Source organism: Bradyrhizobium sp. CSS354 (assembly GCF_029051725.1).
GTDB lineage: Bacteria > Pseudomonadota > Alphaproteobacteria > Rhizobiales > Xanthobacteraceae > Bradyrhizobium.
On sequence record NZ_JAACFU010000001.1, the window covers coordinates 728,041 to 744,727 of the forward strand.

General features: G+C 64.1%; 15 protein-coding genes. 11 read left to right on the forward strand and 4 right to left on the reverse strand.

What is annotated here, in order from left to right; all coding sequences use genetic code 11:
- Positions 1–34 precede the first annotated feature (34 nt).
- The 3 genes from GWG67_RS03450 to GWG67_RS03460 all read right to left on the reverse strand — a co-directional run bounded on the left by GWG67_RS03450 (position 35) and on the right by GWG67_RS03460 (position 2,590).
- Positions 35–1,411: a sensor histidine kinase gene (locus GWG67_RS03450; protein WP_275167741.1), complete on the reverse strand. Its 1,377-nt coding sequence runs from the start codon at positions 1,409–1,411 to the stop codon at positions 35–37.
- 121 nt (positions 1,412–1,532) lie between these two features.
- Entirely contained in the window at positions 1,533–2,204 is a 672-nt protein-coding gene (locus GWG67_RS03455; protein ID WP_247349962.1) for a response regulator transcription factor, read from the reverse strand.
- 230 nt (positions 2,205–2,434) lie between these two features.
- On the reverse strand, positions 2,435–2,590 hold the full coding sequence (locus tag GWG67_RS03460; RefSeq protein ID WP_007593402.1) for a hypothetical protein: 156 nt from the start codon (positions 2,588–2,590) through the stop codon (positions 2,435–2,437).
- A 234-nt stretch (positions 2,591–2,824) separates the two neighbouring features.
- On the opposite strand from GWG67_RS03460, the gene GWG67_RS03465 reads away from it, so the two are divergent.
- The 7 genes from GWG67_RS03465 (at position 2,825) to GWG67_RS03495 (ending at position 8,434) form a co-directional block, all read left to right on the forward strand.
- Positions 2,825–3,808 carry a Ku protein gene (locus tag GWG67_RS03465; RefSeq protein ID WP_275167742.1) on the forward strand — a complete coding sequence of 328 codons (984 nt, stop codon included), beginning with the start codon at positions 2,825–2,827 and terminating at the stop codon, positions 3,806–3,808.
- A 58-nt stretch (positions 3,809–3,866) separates the two neighbouring features.
- On the forward strand, positions 3,867–4,103 hold the full coding sequence (locus GWG67_RS03470; protein ID WP_275167743.1) for a hypothetical protein: 237 nt from the start codon (positions 3,867–3,869) through the stop codon (positions 4,101–4,103).
- Entirely contained in the window at positions 4,081–4,458 is a 378-nt protein-coding gene (locus GWG67_RS38925) for a hypothetical protein (protein ID WP_342761012.1), read from the forward strand. Before GWG67_RS03470 ends, GWG67_RS38925 begins: the two co-directional genes overlap by 23 nt.
- 190 nt (positions 4,459–4,648) lie before the next feature.
- Positions 4,649–4,813: a Flp family type IVb pilin gene (locus tag GWG67_RS03480; RefSeq protein ID WP_275167744.1), complete on the forward strand. Its 165-nt coding sequence runs from the start codon at positions 4,649–4,651 to the stop codon at positions 4,811–4,813.
- A gap of 181 nt (positions 4,814–4,994) precedes the next feature.
- Positions 4,995–6,557, forward strand: coding sequence for a hypothetical protein (locus tag GWG67_RS03485; protein WP_275167745.1), 1,563 nt, complete (start codon positions 4,995–4,997; stop codon positions 6,555–6,557).
- Positions 6,558–6,746: 189 nt separating this feature from the next.
- The gene (locus tag GWG67_RS03490; protein WP_275167746.1) at positions 6,747–7,742 is read left to right on the forward strand and encodes a glycosyltransferase family 2 protein; all 996 of its coding nucleotides are present in this window, start codon (positions 6,747–6,749) and stop codon (positions 7,740–7,742) included.
- An 8-nt stretch (positions 7,743–7,750) separates the two neighbouring features.
- Positions 7,751–8,434, forward strand: coding sequence for a class I SAM-dependent methyltransferase (locus GWG67_RS03495; RefSeq protein WP_275167747.1), 684 nt, complete (start codon positions 7,751–7,753; stop codon positions 8,432–8,434).
- A gap of 1 nt (position 8,435) precedes the next feature.
- Here the strand turns inward: GWG67_RS03495 and GWG67_RS03500 are convergent, their stop codons facing one another.
- A complete protein-coding gene (locus GWG67_RS03500; protein WP_275167748.1) occupies positions 8,436–9,881 on the reverse strand; it encodes a hypothetical protein in 1,446 nt (481 codons plus the stop codon).
- Between the two features lie 198 nt (positions 9,882–10,079).
- Between GWG67_RS03500 and GWG67_RS03505 the strand changes: the two genes are divergently transcribed.
- The 4 genes from GWG67_RS03505 to GWG67_RS03520 all read left to right on the forward strand — a co-directional run bounded on the left by GWG67_RS03505 (position 10,080) and on the right by GWG67_RS03520 (position 16,685).
- Positions 10,080–10,499: a hypothetical protein gene (locus GWG67_RS03505; protein ID WP_275167749.1), complete on the forward strand. Its 420-nt coding sequence runs from the start codon at positions 10,080–10,082 to the stop codon at positions 10,497–10,499.
- A 192-nt stretch (positions 10,500–10,691) separates the two neighbouring features.
- Complete coding sequence (locus tag GWG67_RS03510; RefSeq protein WP_275167817.1) at positions 10,692–12,347, forward strand: thiamine pyrophosphate-requiring protein; 1,656 nt, start codon at positions 10,692–10,694, stop codon at positions 12,345–12,347.
- 114 nt (positions 12,348–12,461) lie between these two features.
- Positions 12,462–14,963: a GAF domain-containing protein gene (locus GWG67_RS03515; protein WP_275167750.1), complete on the forward strand. Its 2,502-nt coding sequence runs from the start codon at positions 12,462–12,464 to the stop codon at positions 14,961–14,963.
- Between the two features lie 78 nt (positions 14,964–15,041).
- Positions 15,042–16,685 (forward strand): alpha/beta-hydrolase family protein, encoded by a 1,644-nt coding sequence (locus tag GWG67_RS03520; protein ID WP_275167818.1) that lies wholly within the window; start codon positions 15,042–15,044, stop codon positions 16,683–16,685.
- Positions 16,686–16,687 lie beyond the last annotated feature (2 nt).

Here is a 16,687-nt window from a genome sequence, read left to right on the forward strand (position 1 = left end):
GCCGCAGGCCAAATAGTCATGTCGGAACAAGGCATTATATTCCGGGGAGGACCAGCTCCGCCCGCAGCCCCCCGCTCGGCGCGCGGCCAAGTGAGAGGCTGCCGCCGTAGAGCGCAGCGAGCTCGGTCACGATCGACAGCCCAAGCCCAGATCCCGGCTTGGACTCGTCGAGCCGCTGGCCGCGCCGTGAGACCTGCGCGCGCTCGGCCTCCGACAGACCGCGGCCGTCGTCGTCAACGACGATATGCAGCCGCGGAGCGGCGCTCGTCTGATGGGGCGCTTCCACTAGAACTTCGATGAAGACCCGCGAGGCCGCCCATTTGCAGGCGTTGTCGACGAGATTGCCGACCATCTCCTCCAGATCCTGCCGCTCGCCGCGAAATTTCGCCGACGGATCGGCCTCGGCCTCGACCACGATGCCGCGGCCGCGGTGGATCTTCTCCATGGTCCGCCGCAGTGCCTCGATGGCCGGTGCCACCTCCGTCACCGTCGCGACGACCGAGACCCGCGCCGCGATGCGCGCGCGCTCGAGATGATGGGCGACCTGGTCACGCATCACGTCGGCCTGCTCCATCACCTTTGCCGCGAATGGATCGGTGGCATGCGCGCCGGCCTCGTTCACGATGACCGAGAGCGGCGTCTTGATGGCGTGGGCGAGATTGCCGACGTGGGTGCGTGCGCGCTCGACGATCTCGCGATTGGCGTCGATCAGCGCGTTGGTCTCGCGCGCCAGCGGCGCGATCTCGACCGGGAACTCGCCCTCGAGTCGCTCCGCGCGCCCGGACCGGATGTCGGCGATGGATTCGGAGATGCGCTTGAGCGGCGCGAGACCGAAGCGGACCTGGAACACGGTGGTCAGCAGCAGCACGATGCCGAGTGCGGTGAAGGTGCCGCCGAGGTAGTAATCGAAACTGCGCGTCTCGTCGAAAATCTCGGTGTCGTCGCCGGCGACACTGACGAGAAATTTGCCGTCCGCGCCGAGATCGACCGGCCGCTCCACCATCCGCAGGTTCTGTCCCTCGGGACCGTCGACATAAGCGATCCGGATGCCGGCGGCGGTGAGCTCGGTGCCCTGCTCTTCCAGCTTCGGCAGCTTCTTGTCCCAAAGCGAGCGCGAGGACCGCACCTCCGGCTTTTCGGTGTCGGTACGCGTGATCTGCCAGTACCAGCCGGACAACGGCAGCTCGAACAGAGGCTCGCCGAGCGACTGGAACTGGCGATCCGGCGGCTCGTCGGGGGTGGCGACCTCGGCGATCAGCGTGCGGAGATAGAGATTGAGCCGGCGGTCGAAGGCGCGCTCGGTGGCGTTCTTGTAGACCGACGACAGCACCACGCCGGTGATGGCCAGGATCACCACGAGCCACGCGGTCGCCGACAGGAACAGGCGGTTCGCGAGCGAGCTGGCGGGCATCGGAATGATCCCGGAGGCGCGGGGTGGCATGGCGTCGGAACTCATGACCCGAACAAGGCCTCTGCCGCGCCGCCCGTCAAGCCAAGATACGTCCAGACAAGATAGTTCGAGACACCGCGCTTCAAGCGCCAGGGGCCGGCGGGGTCAGGAGATAGCCGAGGCCACGGACGGTCTGGATGATGTCGACGTCGAGCTTCTTGCGGATGCGGCCGACGAAGACCTCGATGGTGTTGGAGTCGCGATCGAAGTCCTGGTCGTAGAGATGCTCGACCAGCTCGGTGCGGGACACGACGCGGCCCGAATGGTGCATCAGGTAGGCCAGAAGCCGATATTCGTGCGAGGTCATCTTGATGGGATTGCCTGATACGCTGACCCGTCCGGTCCTGGTGTCCAGCGTGACGGGGCCGCAGCTCAGCTCGCTCTGGGCGTGGCCGGTGGAGCGGCGCAGCAGCGCGCGGATGCGCGCCAGCACCTCCTCCAGGTGGAACGGCTTTGCGACATAGTCGTCGGCGCCGGCATCGAAGCCCTGGACCTTGTCGCTCCAGCGGTCGCGCGCGGTGAGGATCAGCACCGGCATGGTGCGTCCGTTGCGCCGCCAGGCCTCCAGCACCGAGATGCCGTCCTTCTTCGGCAGGCCGATGTCGAGCACCACGGCGTCGTAGGGCTCGTTGTCACCGAGATAATGCCCCTCCTCCCCGTCGAAGGCGCGATCGACGACATATCCGGCGTCGGTCAGGGCCTTCGTAAGCTGGCGATTGAGATCGGGGTCGTCCTCAACGACGAGCAGGCGCACGCTTCTCTCCAGGATTAGGCCGCATGAACACCCGCACAGATGAGCAATTCCGGCGTGAACTGAATATGAACACGGGGAACCGGCCGCGTTACTTTTTGGTCATATCCGACCTGTTCGCGGTCAACGCACTGCGCCCGCCAGGCCATCGGACGAACCGGCGGCATGGCGGGCGCAATGTGCCGCGTTGCGCGGCGAGTCGGAAGGTGCGAACCGTCCGGTCGATCTGCCGATCAGGTCCGGAAGAACACGAACCAGATGACGGCGAGGATCAGGATCGCGAGCCCGGTGGATATGGCGAGCAGCGCCGCCACCGACGGCCCGGGCTCGCCCTGGCGCGCCTCGGTTGGAGTTTCCACGATCTGACGTTGGTCTCGCGTGGTTGCCATGGTGACCTCAATTTCTGGGCGTCGCGTCTGATGGCCGCGACTCCTCGCGGCGGAATGTCCCGTGGCAACGCATGATGGGATATGATGTTCCGGCCTTTGCGGCCGGATCAGGCTGCAACCGCTCGCCGGGCGGCCGGTTAACGCAGTTGCAAGATTCAGCGAACCGCCTTGCTATGATTCGTTGTTCCCCGATGGTATCTTCGTGTTCTGTCCCCGTTGCGTTTGGAGTAGCCCATGGCCCCCCGCGCCAATTGGAAGGGTTTTCTGCGTTTGTCGCTCGTGACCTGCCCGGTCGCGCTCTATCCGGCCACTTCGGATACCGAGAAGGTCTCGTTCAACCAGATCAACCGCAAGACCGGGCACCGGATCAAGTACCTCAAGGTCGACGCCGAGACCGGTGACGAGGTGACCTCGGAGGACATCGTCAAGGGCTACAAGGTCGACACGGACACCTACATCGAGGTCACCAAGGACGAGCTCGACGACATCGCGCTGGAGTCCACCCACACGATCGAGATCGACGAGTTCGTACCGAAGACCGACATCGACAGTCGCTATCTGATCCGCCCCTATTATCTCGTGCCCGATGGCAAGGTCGGCCACGACGCCTTTGCGGTGATCCGCGAGACGATCCGGAGCATGGACAAGGTCGCGATCGGCCGCGTGGTGCTGACCAACCGCGAGCACATCATCGCGCTGGAGTCGCTCGGGAGCGGCCTGATGGGGACGCTGCTGCGCTACCCCTATGAGGTGCGCGGCGAGAAGGACTATTTCGACGACATCCAGGACGTGAAGCTGACCAAGGACATGCTCGACCTTGCAAAGCACATCGTCGAGAAGAAGTCCGGCGCGTTCGAGCCCGAGCTGTTCGAGGACCATTACGAGACCGCGCTGATCGACCTCATCAACAAGAAGCGCAGCGGCGCGCCCATCACCGCGAAAGCCGCGCCCAAGACCGGCGGCAACGTCATCAACCTCATGGACGCGCTGAAGAAGAGCATCGCGAACGAGAAGGACGCAGGTCCCGCGGCGAAGGTGGCCAGGGATGCGACCAAGGACACCGTCAAGGACAAGAAACCGAAGAAGCGCGTCGAAGGCCAGCGCGAGATGCTGCTGCCGATCGCCGGCAAGGGCGGCAAGGACGCTGCTGCGAAAGCCGCTCCCAAAAAAGCCGACAAGCCGGTGCGCGCGCAGGCGCGGGCGAAGAAGGCCGGCTAGCAGCATCGCACCAGCGGCCACGCCGTGATGCCTCCCCTCGCCGATCGGCCGACCTGACATGCCCTGGTCGACCGCGTTCGACGAACCCATATCGTTACGTGGCGGGCGCAAGCTGCGGACGCTGCAAGAAGCTGCCGATCACATCATGCGACTGCCCGAGGATACGCAGCATGCGAGCCACTGGCAGATCGCGATCGAAACCCTGATCAACGCAGCCGAGACCGGCGGCGGCTGGATGATGTTCGCCCGCATCGCGGTGTTACGGGCGCTGAATGCGGACGGTCGGCGCAAGTGAGCCCGGCGCCCCGCTCGAGAACAGGCTCAACAATCCGTTAAGCCAAGCCCGCGCTTTCAGCGTCTACCTGCGGCCGGCGGCGGCACGTAATCCTACGGAAGACAAAATTAACCGCCGGTACCCGCTCAGCGCAGCATGCTCGCCCCTGATTAGACTCGGGATTCATAGCCTCGTGCAGCAGCAGGACGCCAGAAAAAACTACATCGGCATCGTCAACGACGCGGCCGAGGAAGAAAGCCCCGCCGGCCGCTCCGCGCGGGCGCAGCCGTGGGCGATGAGCTATCTGGTCGGACGCCTGGCAGCAGTGCTGAAACGCTCCGGGAAGGCCGCGCCGGAACGCCAGATCTCGTCCTGAGAGGCGATGAAGACATCGCCAAATGCGTCCGAATTGGGTGACGAAACCTTAAGTCAATCGATGACACCATATCAAACGGCAGGTGAGGACCGTCCACCTGCGTTTTGACGCGCCCACGAAAATTAGTGAATCAATTTACCATTCCGAAAACGGCACCAGCCTAAGTTGGACGGATGAACAGGAGTTGACGATGACTTTGCTCAAGTCATTTCTTGCCGATGAAAATGGTGCCACTGCCATCGAGTATTGTCTGATTGCCACCGGGATCGCGTTTGCGATCATCGCGGCCGTGAACAATACGGGCAGCGCACTCCTGAGCGGCAAATTCAACTCGATCAGCGCGGCGGTGAAGTAGCCGGCATAGGCAGGCCGCAATCTCGTCAGCACGAGTCCGCGTGCAACGCGCCGGGTGACGGGCTCCTCTTTCCGATGCGGCGGCGACCCCTGTTTGATTCTCGCGAAGTTCGCACTATGGCGTTGTGTCGTGCGGCTGCGCCATCGTAGAGCGTAAGCTCAAACTGCAGCGGCCCGATGACATGATTCCTTGCGACAAGCCGACCTCGACAATCCGGGCTCGTCTTGGCTCGGACCGGTCGGTGGCGATCACCGTTCTTGCCGTGCTGGCGGCCGTGTCGTTTCTTCCGGTGCTGCTGACGCCTATCCCCGCGATGGTCGACTATCCCAATCACCTCGCCCGGATGTATATTCTGAGCGAGAACGGCACCCCCAACGCCAATCCGCATTACGAAGTGGCCTGGGCATTCTATCCCAACCTTGGAATGGATCTGCTGGTCCCGCAGATGGCACGGCTGATCAGCGTCGAGAATGCCACACGGCTGTTTCTGCTCCTGAGCCAATTGCTGATCGTCGGGGGCGCGCTTTTGCTCGAATGGGCCCGGAAGGGACGGGTCCATCTCGCCGGCTTTGCGGCGCTCGCTTTCCTTTACTGTCTGCCGTTTAGCTGGGGCTTCGTGAATTTCGAGTTCGGACTGGGCCTCGCTCTCTGCGGCATCGCCATCTATCTGATGCTTGCGGAACGCCCATGGCCGCTGCGTTTCGTCGTCAACATGGTGTTCGTCGCTGCGCTGTTTGCGGCGCATTTCTTCTCCCTCGGCATCTACGGCGCGACGCTCGGGGTCTACGAGCTCTCGCGCATTCGCCATGGGCGAGTATCGTACGGTGTCGCCGCCGCGCGGCTCGGCGCGCTGGCCCTACCGGCGCTTGCCCTGTTTGGGATCATGCGCATGACCGCGGGATCGATCGGAAGCGAAGGAACGAGCTGGTTCCTCGGATTCAAGCCGATCTGGCCGTTGCGCATCATGAACGGTTACAATTTGACGGTCGCGGCAGCGACCGGGCTGGCATTGATGATCTCGCTGTTCTTCGCCGCAAGACGCGGCGTCCTCAAGCTCGAGACAGCCGGGATCTGGCTCGCGATCGGCTTCGCGCTGCTCTACGTCGTCATTCCCTCGAAGCTGTTCGGAACCTCGTTCGTCGACCTGCGCGTGATTCCCGCTGCGGCTCTGATCCTGCCGGCCTTCTGCTCGCTGACGCTGCCCAGCCGGACATGGAGAATGGCAGCGCTCGCCGCGATCAGTGGCGTCATCCTGATCAATCTCGCCGTCGTGCTCGCGGTGTGGTTGCCTTACCGCACTGACTATGCGGCCATCGTCGAGTCGTTCCACAAGATCGATCGCGGCTCGCGCATCCTCGTCGCCAGCACGGACGACAATGGAGACCCGCCCTTCGCCGACCTCACCTCATATCCGATGTATTATGCGCCTACGCTCGCCGTGCACTATGCCAACGCGTTCGTGCCCAATCTATTCACGGAAGCGGGCAAGCAGCCCGTGCGGGCCCGCGAGGACGTGCGCCATCTTGCCATTCCCTACGGGGGGCCGGTGCCGCTGGGCGTGCTTACCGCGATTGCGGCAAGCCGGCCGCCGGCTGACGTTCCGCCGTTCGTCCGCACCTGGCACCAGGATTACGACTATCTCTACGTCCTCGGGCCGCGGGTCGCAAACCCGCTGCCGGATCTGCTGGAAGCGCTGGACACTTCGGAGCGATTTATTCTCTACAAGATCCGCCGCAGGTTCTAGGCCGCAAGTCCTAGGCCGCAAGTCCTGGGCCAAAGCCGCAGCCGCCCAGCGTGGTTAATCGGGCATCACCATTCGCGCCGCCTTTTGGAGGCCACCCGCGGTGCCCCATATCCTTAATGGTTGTGGCAAGGCGACCTTAACCACCGCCGGCATAGACTTCCGCTCCTGCAACGAGTTGGACTCTCTCGCATGGCGGCCAATTTCCAGTCGATCCGCTACAGCCTCGTCATCCCCGTATTCAACGAGGAAGCGGTGTTGCCGGTGCTGCTGCGCAGGCTCGACCTGGTTTTGTCCCGGCTCGACGGGCCGGCAGAAGCAATCTTCGTCGACGACGGCAGCAGTGATTCCAGCTCGATCGTGCTCCAGGCGCTCGCCACGCGCGACCCGCGCTTTCGCTATATCGGCCTGTCGCGAAATTTCGGCCATCAGATCGCCATTACCGCCGGCATGGACGCCGCGCAAGGTGAAGCGATCATCGTCATGGATGCCGACTTGCAGGATCCGCCCGAAGTGATCGAGCAATTGATCGCAAAATGGCAGGAAGGCAACGACATCGTCCACGCCCGGCGCCTGTCGCGCGACGGCGAAAGCCGATTCAAGCGCGCGACCGCGCATCTGTTCTACCGGCTTCTCGGCAGGATGTCCTCGGTCGGCATCCCCGCCGATGTCGGCGACTTCCGCCTGATCGATCGCAAGGTGCTCGACGCGCTTCGGCAGATGCCGGAGCAGGACCGCTTCGTACGCGGCATGATCGCCTGGCTCGGCTTCCGGCAGGCCGAGGTCACCTTCCACCGCCTCGAGCGAGCAGCGGGTGAGACCAAATATCCACTGTTCAAGATGGTGCGGCTCGCGATGAACGCCGCGCTCGGCTTTTCCGATCTGCCCTTGCGGCTCGCAATCTGGTGCGGATTGACCGTCTCGGGACTCGCACTGCTCTACGGCGGTTGGGTGATCCTGTTGTGGCTCAGCAACGATAGTCATCTCGTCACCGGCTGGTCCTCGACGATGGTCGTCGTGTCCCTGCTGTGTGGAATGAACATGCTGATGACGGGTATCGTGGGGCTTTACGTCGGCCGCATCCACGCCGAGGTGAAACGTCGCCCGCTCTACGTCGTGCAGACCCGCGCCGGCTTCGACCGCAACGAGGCGGCGGCCGCACCCGCGATCCACGCCGTCAACCAGTGACCCAGCGCATGACCGAACTCTTCGACGGTTATCACGACAACTACCGTGACGTGGTCCAATCCTCGATCGACTTCTCCGGCTTGCCGCATCATTTCTTCATGCGCGCCAAGGCCGATCTCCTGGGCAATCTGATCGCGCAGCGGCTCGACACGGAGAGGCCGGATATGCTGGACGTCGGCTGCGGCGTCGGCAGCCTTCATCCCCTGCTGCACGGCATGGTCGGCCGCTTGAGCGGTATCGACGTTTCTTCGGCCAGCCTGGCGCAGGCACGCGCTGACAACGGCAGGGTCGACTACCGCGAGTTTGACGGCCGCACCTTTCCTTTCGACAATGCCAGCTTCGATCTGGTCACGGCCGTCTGCGTGATGCACCACGTCGTGCCAACCGAATGGGCGCAATTCATCGCGGAGATGCGGCGCGTGACGCGCTCCGGGGGACTCGTCTGCGTCATCGAGCACAATCCGTACAACCCGCTGACCCGCCTTGCCGTCGCGCGTTGTGAGTTCGACCGGGACGCCGTGTTGCTCGGGGCCGGCACAACCCGAAAATTGATGGCTTCCGGCGGCCTGCGCGAGATCGGTGCGCGCCATTTCCTGCTGCTGCCCTGGGACACAAGGCCGGCGCGGCGCCTCGAACACACGCTGAGCGGCGTGCCGCTCGGCGGCCAATACGCCGCCTTCGGGACCGCTTGATCTATCTTTGCGGCATGTCCCGCCGCTTGTGCACGACCGCCACGTCGTCGCTGTAGACGCGCTGCCATCGGGGCAGCCGGTCCAGCATCGCTATCGCGGGCGTCCCCGGCGCGAGCAGCGTCGCGCCGATGTTGTATTCGTCGAGCAACTTGAGAAAGTCGCCGAGGTCGAGCAGCGCCAGGGCGCGATTGTAGCGGTTGATGAACGCCCCCCCGTACAGTTCACCGCGACCATCGATAAAGGTGGGAATGCCGGCAAAGATCAAATAGCCGCCGAAGGAATAATCGTTGAGCACGTGCCCCGCCGTGGCGAGTTTAGCTTCAGCGACGGCAGCCTGAGGGGTAATGGCTGGAGCCGGCCGTATATCACGGGCCAGTGTCGCCCCGCTCGCCACGATCAACACACCGAGCGCGACCAGGTTCAGGCCGCGCGACGAGCCGGCGGCATCTTCCCCAACCGGTCCACCGAACTTCCGCCCCAGCGGAGCCGCCAGATAGAGCGGCGCCAGCATGGCCAGCAGATCCGCATTGCGGATCTGGGCCAGCGCGAAATGCAGCAAGCCGATCACGACCAAGGTACGGACGACCGGCAGCGTCACGCCACGCGAGAGCGCGAAGATGGCGGCCAGCAGCAGCAACTCGAAGAAGCCTATGTGGCTGAAATCCTGCGGCCGCCATTCCGCAATCCAACCGAGCGCGGGGCCGAGGCCGAGTGTGGTCAGCGGCATCAGCAGCGGTTCCGGCCCGTAGGGTGTCAGGCAGGACGCTACGACCGCAAGCGCGGTGAATGGCAGCCACCGCAGGAATACGCGTGGCCATTCGCTGCGCTTCTCGCGCAGCAGCGCCTCGAGCCCCGCTGGCCCGATCAGTCCAAGCGCCAGCACCACACTGCCGTGCAGATTGGCCCACACGACCAGCAGCGGAAGAGCCCAATACGGCGGAGGTCCACCACGATCCATGCAGCGTACCAGGGCAGCCGCCCAGGTCACCATCAACGGCAGCACCAGCACGTGTGGCCGCGCCAGCATATGCGGCGCCAACAGGATGACGGCCGCGATCACCATGAGCAGCGTGTGGATTGGCGAAAGCTCGCGCAGCAGGAAGAACGTGAACAGGCCAAAGGCGAGCGCTATCGCCGCGGCGGCGACGACGAGGACGCCCTGCCAGCCGGCAAGCGCGTAGGCTCCGGCGTAGATGATCTCCGAGAGCCATTCGAAGGTGATCCAGGGGGCGCCGTGCCTCGAAAAAGAAAATGGGTCGCTCGCTGGCAGCGTGCCGTGCGCGATGATCCAGCGCCCGACCTCGATATGAGAATAGCTGTCGGGATCATTGAGCAGCCGCGGTCCAAGGATCAGCAGCAGGACATAGACGCCAAGGCTCACCAGCCAGGGAAGCGCCGCACGCGCCGAAAACGGTTGAACCTCGCTGTGGACGGCCTGGTCACTCATGGCGAGCGCAAGTTAGGGCCCAAGCGTTAAATTCCTCTTTGACTTGACCGCGCCTGGCTTGGTGCGCGGCGGGCTGGTCACGCTTTGTGAACCATCTTCCCGGCTGCGAAATCCGGGCTGCGGCGCTTTGACGACCATGTGAGTCCTGATACCCTTCACAATGTCAATCCACCGACCACAGCGGCTTGAAATATGCGGATGAAAAGCGTGTTGCTTCTGGCTTTGAGCCTCATCTTTGTCGGCGTCTGGTCGCAGGACAGCGCGCGAGGACAGACTTCGGCCGCGCCGCCGGTTTCGCTTTCTCCGCCCCATGCATCGCCGCCGCATGCGGGCGCTAAAAATTCCAGACCTCCGCCGGCAGCATCCATCAGAGAGGCTTCGCCGCCGGTCATCGGCGGGCTTCCATCGGCGCCGAACCCGGCGGTCGACTACGATGGCTTCAGCGTAGGCGCCGGCGACGGCAATGACACCTCGAGCCTGCTAGTCCCGCCGGTGAGGTCTCGCACGGCGAAGGGCTCCAGAGCCGATCCGGGTGCTAAAGGCGCCGCTGAGCAATTGATTGATCAAGAAGACGAGGCGTTGAAACGCAAGCTGATGATCTGCCAAAGCTGCAAGTAGCAGTCGTAGCGGATGGAGCGGAGCGAAATTCGTCATTGGTCTTTCCGGTGGAACGGCCCCGGATTGCGCTGCGCTCCATCCGGGCTACGGCAGCCTGCTGCATGGCTGACCTACCTCCGCGGGCATCGAGCTGTGCTTTACCCTACGCCAATTTCCTGATCCTCTCTCCCCTAATCAGCCGGACCAACCGGCCTGCCCAGGGAGAGAGACGCCATGAAGCTCGGCACCGCGATTGCGGAAATCATGAAGCGCGAGGGGATCGAGATCCTCTGCGGCTATCCGGTCAACCATCTGATCGAGCATGCGGCGAAGGCCGATATCCGGCCGGTGATGGTACGGCAGGAGCGCGTCGGCATCCACATGGCGGATGCGATCTCGCGGGTGACATCGGGACGCTCGATCGGCGCGTTCTGCATGCAGCATGGCCCCGGTGCGGAGAATGCGATGGGCGGCGTCGCGCAATGCTACGGCGAATCCGTTCCCGTGCTGGTGCTGCCGATGGGCTATCAGCGCAGGCTTGCGCATATCGAGCCGAACTTCAATTCCAGCGAGGCGATGAAGGCGTTTTCGAAATCGTCGGAACCGATCATCCTCGCCGCGGAAGTCGCCAACATTTTTCGCCGCGCCTTCACCAAGCTGAAAAACGGCCGCGGCGGGCCTGTCATCGTCGAGATCCCCGCCGACATGTGGAACGAAGATGTACCGGAGCCGCTGAACTACACGCCTGTGCTGCGCACCCGCTACGGCGCGGACCCCGTTCATGTGAAGGAGGCGGCCCACCTGCTCGTCAACGCCAAGCGCCCGGTGATCTATGCCGGCCAGGGCGTGCATTACGCGCAGGCCTGGCCGCAATTGAAACGGCTGGCCGAACGGCTCGCCATTCCCGTCACCACCAGCCTTGGGGGCAAATCGTCCTTCCCGGAAACGCATCCACTCTCGCTTGGCTCCGGCGGCCTTGCGGTGCCGCGCGCGGTGCCGAAGTTCCTGGCCGACGCCGACGTCATTTTCGGCATTGGCTGCTCCTTCACCGAGACCAATTTCGGCATCGCGATGCCGAAAGACAAAACCATCATCCACTCGACGCTCGATCCGAACCATCTCAACAAGGATGTGGAAGCCAGGATCGGCCTCGTCGGCGATGCCGGGCTCGTGCTCGACGCGCTGCTGGAGGAAATCGGCAAGACCGTCACCGCGGATCGCGACGCATCGGCGGTGGCAGCCGAGATCGCGGCCTCGCACAAGGAGTGGCTGGCGAAATGGATCCCGAAGCTCACCAGCAATGATGCGCCCTTGAGCCCCTATCGCGTACTGTGGGACTTGCAACACACCGTCGACGTGGGCAACACGATCATCACCCACGATGCCGGCAGTCCGCGCGACCAGCTCTCGCCGTTCTGGAAGTCGGTCGAGCCCCTCACCTATCTCGGCTGGGGCAAGACGACGCAACTCGGCTACGGTCTTGGGCTCGCAATGGGCGCGAAACTCGCAAAGCCCGACAAGCTCTGCATCAATGTCTGGGGCGACGCGGCGATCGGCTTCACCGGAATGGATTTCGAGACCGCGGTGCGCGAGCGCATCCCGATCATGTCGATCCTGCTGAACAATTTTTCGATGGCGATCGAATTGAAGGTGATGCCGGTCTCGACCGAGAAATATCGGTCGACCGACATTTCCGGCGACTACGCCGCGATGGCACGCGCCTTCGGCGGCTATGGCGAGCGGGTGACGAGACCCGAGGACATCATCCCCGCGATCAGGCGCGGCATCCAGGAGACGCAGGAAGGCGTTCCCGTGCTGCTGGAGTTCATCACCAGCAAGGAGACCGAGGTGTCGCGGCCGGGCACGTAAAACTGGCCGGATTCTGGCCACAAAACTCGCTGTCGCGGACGCTGGCTCCGGCCGCAGGAGATGTGATAATCCGCGTTGGTGCCGCGCATGTCGCGGCAGCAAGCCGGATTGCGAATGACCACCCCTTCCGACGACATCGAGGAATTCGAGCGCCTGTTGCAGTCGGCAGCAGCCGAAAACGCGCAGCTTCGAAGCGAGCTTGCGACTGCGCGCGATCGTCAGAGCGCCAGTGCCGGGATTCTGCGCACCATCGCGGCCTCTCCGTCCGATGCCCGGCCGGTCTTCGAGGCGATCGCGTCCAGCTCCAGGCGTTTGCTCGGCGGCTTCTCGGCCACCGTGCTTCAGTTCATCGAGGACGAGCTCCACCTCGTGGCGTTCACACCAACCAGCCCCGAGGCGGACGAAGGGCTCAAGGCGTCGTTCCCGCGCAAGATTGCCGACTTTCCGACCTTCGCGCTGGTGCGTGGCGGCGAGACGATCCAGTTTCCAGATAGCGAAGCCGCGGAGGTCCCGGAGCTGAACCGGAACCTTGCGCGGCTGCGCGGCTTCCGCAGCGTGCTGTTCATGCCGCTGATGAATCGGGGTACGCCCGTCGGCATGATCAGCGTCACGCGTGCGGAGCCCGGCGCGTTCGCAGCCGACCTCGTCCAGCTGCTCCAGACCTTTGCCGACCAGGCGGTGATCGCGATCGAGAATGCGCGGTTGTTCAACGAGACACGCGAGACGCTCGAGCGCCAGACCGCCACCGCCGACATCCTGAAAGTGATGGCCGCTTCACCGTCCGACGTACAGCCGGTGTTCGATGCCATTGCCGCCAATGCCAATCGGCTGATCGGCGGCTTCTCCACGGCGGTGCTGCGCTACATCGGCGGCGCCGCGCACCTTGCGGCGTTCACGCCGACCGATCCGGCCGGCGATCGCGTGCTGCAGGCCTCGTTCCCGGTGCCATTCGCGCAATTCCCGCCCTACCAGCTCGTCGCCGCTGGTGTAGCGGCGCAATTGCCCGACACCGAGGTCGAACCGGCGGCTCGCGACATCGCACGCGCCCGCGGCTACCGCAGCATGCTGTTCGCGCCCTTGATGAGCGACGGCGAGGCCATCGGAATCATCATCGCCACGCGGCGCGCGACCGGCGCGTTCGGCGAGCATCATGTGCGGCTGCTGCAGACCTTCGCCGACCAGGCGGTGATCGCGATCAAGAATGTCAGCCTGTTCAACACCACGAGGGAAGCGCTGGAACGGCAGACCGCGACCGCCGACATCCTCAAAGTGATCGCGGCCTCGCCCGCGGATGTGACGCCGGTGTTCCAGGCGATCTCCGACAGCGCCAAGTCCCTGGTCGGCGGACATTCCTCCACCGTCACGCGCGTCGTCGACGGTCTGCTGCACCTGGCCGCCTTCAGCACCGACAACGAAGCCGGCAACGAAGAGCTGCTCAGCTCGTTCCCGGCGCCGCTGTCGGCATCCGGCATTCACAGCCGGGTGGCGACGAGCGGAGAGTTCGCATTCCGCAGCGACATGCAGAACGAGCCCGACCTCACGGACGCCATGAGAGAGCTGGCGCGGACGCGAGGCTATCGCAGCATCCTCGTGATTCCGATGCTGCGCGACGGCGTCGCGATCGGCACCATCGGCGTGACGCGGCCGGAGGCCGGTCCTTTCCCGGACAAGGCGATCGCGCTGCTCAAGACCTTTGCCGACCAGGCCGTGATCGCCATCGAGAACACGCGCCTGTTCAACGAGGTGCAGGATCGCACCAGGGACCTCGCCAAATCGCTCGACGATTTGCGCGCTGCCCAGGACCGGCTGGTCCAGACCGAGAAGCTGGCGTCTCTCGGCCAGCTCACGGCCGGTATCGCGCACGAGATCAAGAACCCGCTCAACTTCGTCAACAATTTTGCATCGCTCTCCGCCGAGCTCACGGACGAGCTGAACCAGGCGCTCGCGCCTGTCCCTCTCGCGGACGACGTCCGCAGCGAAGTCGACGAGCTGACCGGGCTCCTGAAGGACAATCTCGCGAAAATCGTGCAGCACGGCAGGCGCGCCGACTCCATCGTCAAGAACATGCTGCTGCATTCCCGCGAGGGCGGCGGCGAGCATCGGCTGAGCGACATCAACGCGCTGGTCGAGGAGAGCCTCAACCTTGCCTATCACGGCGCCCGCGCCGAGAAGCCACAGTTCGACGTGACGCTGAAGCGCGAGCTCGATCCGGCGGCCGGGCAAGCGGAAGTGTTTCCGCAGGAGATCACCCGGGTGCTGCTGAACCTGATCTCGAACGGCTTCCACGCGGTGGCCAAGCGCAAATCGGATGACGGCGCCGCCGATTACGAGCCGGTGGTGATCGCCGCAACACGCGACCGGGGCGACAGCATCGAGATCCGCATCCGCGACAACGGCGCCGGCATTCCGCACGAAGTGAAAGAAAAGATGTTCGATCCGTTCTTCACCACCAAGCCGGCCGGCGAAGGCACCGGCCTCGGATTGTCGATGAGCCACGACATCGTGGTGAAGCAGCACGGCGGCACCATCGACGTCGCGACGGAGCCGGGCAAGTTCACGGAATTCACGATCCGGCTGCCCCGACAGAGCAGCTTTTCAGACAAGAACCAGAGATAGACTCGCCCGGAGGATGCCGTGACGAATCTGGCTTGGCTCGTTCGACGGCAATTGCTCTCGCTGTCCGGTGTCGGCCTCATGCTGGGCGCTCTGTTCTTTGCTGCCGCGCTGACGCCGACGCTGATTCCGCGGAGCTATCTCACGCAAGGCGCGCTTGCCGGCGGCTGTTTTGCGATCGGCTATTTCGCCGGCGTGCTGTGGCGCCGGCTATGGCACTATCTCGAATTGCCCGAACCTTCGCCGCGGGCGAGATCGATTGCGAATGCGCTGGTCACGGCCGGTTGCCTGCTGGTCGTCGTTATCTTCCTGCGGCGAACCGCCGAATGGCAGAATTCGATCCGCACAGTGATGAAGATGATGCCGGTCGAGACCGCGCATCCGCTCAAGGTCTGCGTCATCGCCCTGATCACGTTCGCCGTTCTGCTGGTGCTGGGCCGGCTGTTCGCGTTTGTCGCCCGCTTCCTCGCCGTACGCACAAAGCGCGTCATTCCGCGGAAGCTCGCCAATGTCCTCGGCGTGCTGATCGCAGGCCTGCTGTTCTGGTCGATCGCCAGCAACGTCCTGGTCCGGACCGCGTTCAACGCGCTCGACTCCTCCTTCCGCGAACTCGACGCCCTGCAAGAGCCCGAGCGGCCGCAACCGGCCGCCCCCGATCGAACCGGGAGTTCTGCGTCGCTGGTGAAGTGGCAGGAACTCGGGCGCATGGGGCGCCGGTTCATTGCCTCGGGCCCGAACGCGACAGAGATCAGCGCCGTTACGGGACAGCCCGCGCAGGATCCCGTGCGCGTCTATGTCGGTCTCGGCAGCCGCGACACGGCCCAGGCGCGCGCCAGGCTTGCGCTTGAGGAGCTCAAGCGCCAGCACGGTTTTCAACGCAAGGTCCTGATCGTCATTACGCCGACCGGCACCGGCTGGGTCGATCCCTCCGCGATGGATACGGTGGAATATCTCCACCATGGCGATGTCGCGAGCGTCGCGATGCAATATTCGTATCTCAACAGCCCGCTGTCGCTGCTGTTTCAGCCCGAATACGGAGCGGAGGCGTCGCGTGCGCTGTTCGCCGAAATCTACGGCTACTGGACGAGCTTGCCCAAGGACAGGCGGCCAAAGCTGTATCTGCACGGGCTCAGCCTCGGCGCCATGAACTCGGAAAAATCCGCAGAATTGTTCGAAACAATCGGCGATCCCATCGCCGGCGCACTATGGAGCGGAGCGCCATTCGAGAGCCGCATCTGGCGCTCGATTACCGATAACCGCAATCCAGGATCACCGGCGTGGCTGCCAAAATTCCGCGACGGCCGCTTCGTGCGCTTCATGAACCAGAACGGGCCGACGGTGCCGCCGGATACGCCCTGGGGCCCGATGCGCGTGGTCTATCTGCAATATGCCAGTGACGCGATCACATTCTTCGGCTACGGCGACGCCTATCGGGCGCCGGCCTGGATGGACGCGCCGCGCGGGCCTGACGTATCGTCGGAACTGCGATGGTACCCCATCGTCACGATGCTGCAGCTCGCTCTCGACATGGCGGTCGCAACCAACACGCCGATGGGTTTTGGCCATGTCTACGCGCCCGAACACTACGTCGATGGCTGGGTCGCGGTCACAGATGTCGGCGATTGGTCTGCCGAAGCGCTCGCACGGCTCAAGCAGCAGCTCGCGGCGAAAGCGCGGAAGACGGGCGCGGGCAATGGCGACGACGATCCCGACCGCGGTGGCTAACC

Excerpts from the sequence above, each read along its gene's own strand:
- GWG67_RS03515 (WP_275167750.1), top strand. The coding sequence starts at position 12,462 with ATGACCACCCCTTCCGACGACATCGAGGAATTCGAGCGCCTGTTGCAG.
- GWG67_RS03520 (WP_275167818.1), top strand. The coding sequence starts at position 15,042 with ATGCTGGGCGCTCTGTTCTTTGCTGCCGCGCTGACGCCGACGCTGATT.
- GWG67_RS03480 (WP_275167744.1), top strand. The coding sequence starts at position 4,649 with ATGACTTTGCTCAAGTCATTTCTTGCCGATGAAAATGGTGCCACTGCC.
- GWG67_RS38925 (WP_342761012.1), top strand. The coding sequence starts at position 4,081 with ATGCGGACGGTCGGCGCAAGTGAGCCCGGCGCCCCGCTCGAGAACAGG.
- GWG67_RS03500 (WP_275167748.1), bottom strand. The coding sequence starts at position 9,881 with ATGAGTGACCAGGCCGTCCACAGCGAGGTTCAACCGTTTTCGGCGCGT.
- GWG67_RS03460 (WP_007593402.1), bottom strand. The coding sequence starts at position 2,590 with ATGGCAACCACGCGAGACCAACGTCAGATCGTGGAAACTCCAACCGAG.
- GWG67_RS03450 (WP_275167741.1), bottom strand. The coding sequence starts at position 1,411 with ATGCCCGCCAGCTCGCTCGCGAACCGCCTGTTCCTGTCGGCGACCGCG.
- GWG67_RS03490 (WP_275167746.1), top strand. The coding sequence starts at position 6,747 with ATGGCGGCCAATTTCCAGTCGATCCGCTACAGCCTCGTCATCCCCGTA.
- GWG67_RS03505 (WP_275167749.1), top strand. The coding sequence starts at position 10,080 with ATGAAAAGCGTGTTGCTTCTGGCTTTGAGCCTCATCTTTGTCGGCGTC.
- GWG67_RS03485 (WP_275167745.1), top strand. The coding sequence starts at position 4,995 with ATGATTCCTTGCGACAAGCCGACCTCGACAATCCGGGCTCGTCTTGGC.
- GWG67_RS03495 (WP_275167747.1), top strand. The coding sequence starts at position 7,751 with ATGACCGAACTCTTCGACGGTTATCACGACAACTACCGTGACGTGGTC.
- GWG67_RS03465 (WP_275167742.1), top strand. The coding sequence starts at position 2,825 with ATGGCCCCCCGCGCCAATTGGAAGGGTTTTCTGCGTTTGTCGCTCGTG.
- GWG67_RS03470 (WP_275167743.1), top strand. The coding sequence starts at position 3,867 with ATGCCCTGGTCGACCGCGTTCGACGAACCCATATCGTTACGTGGCGGG.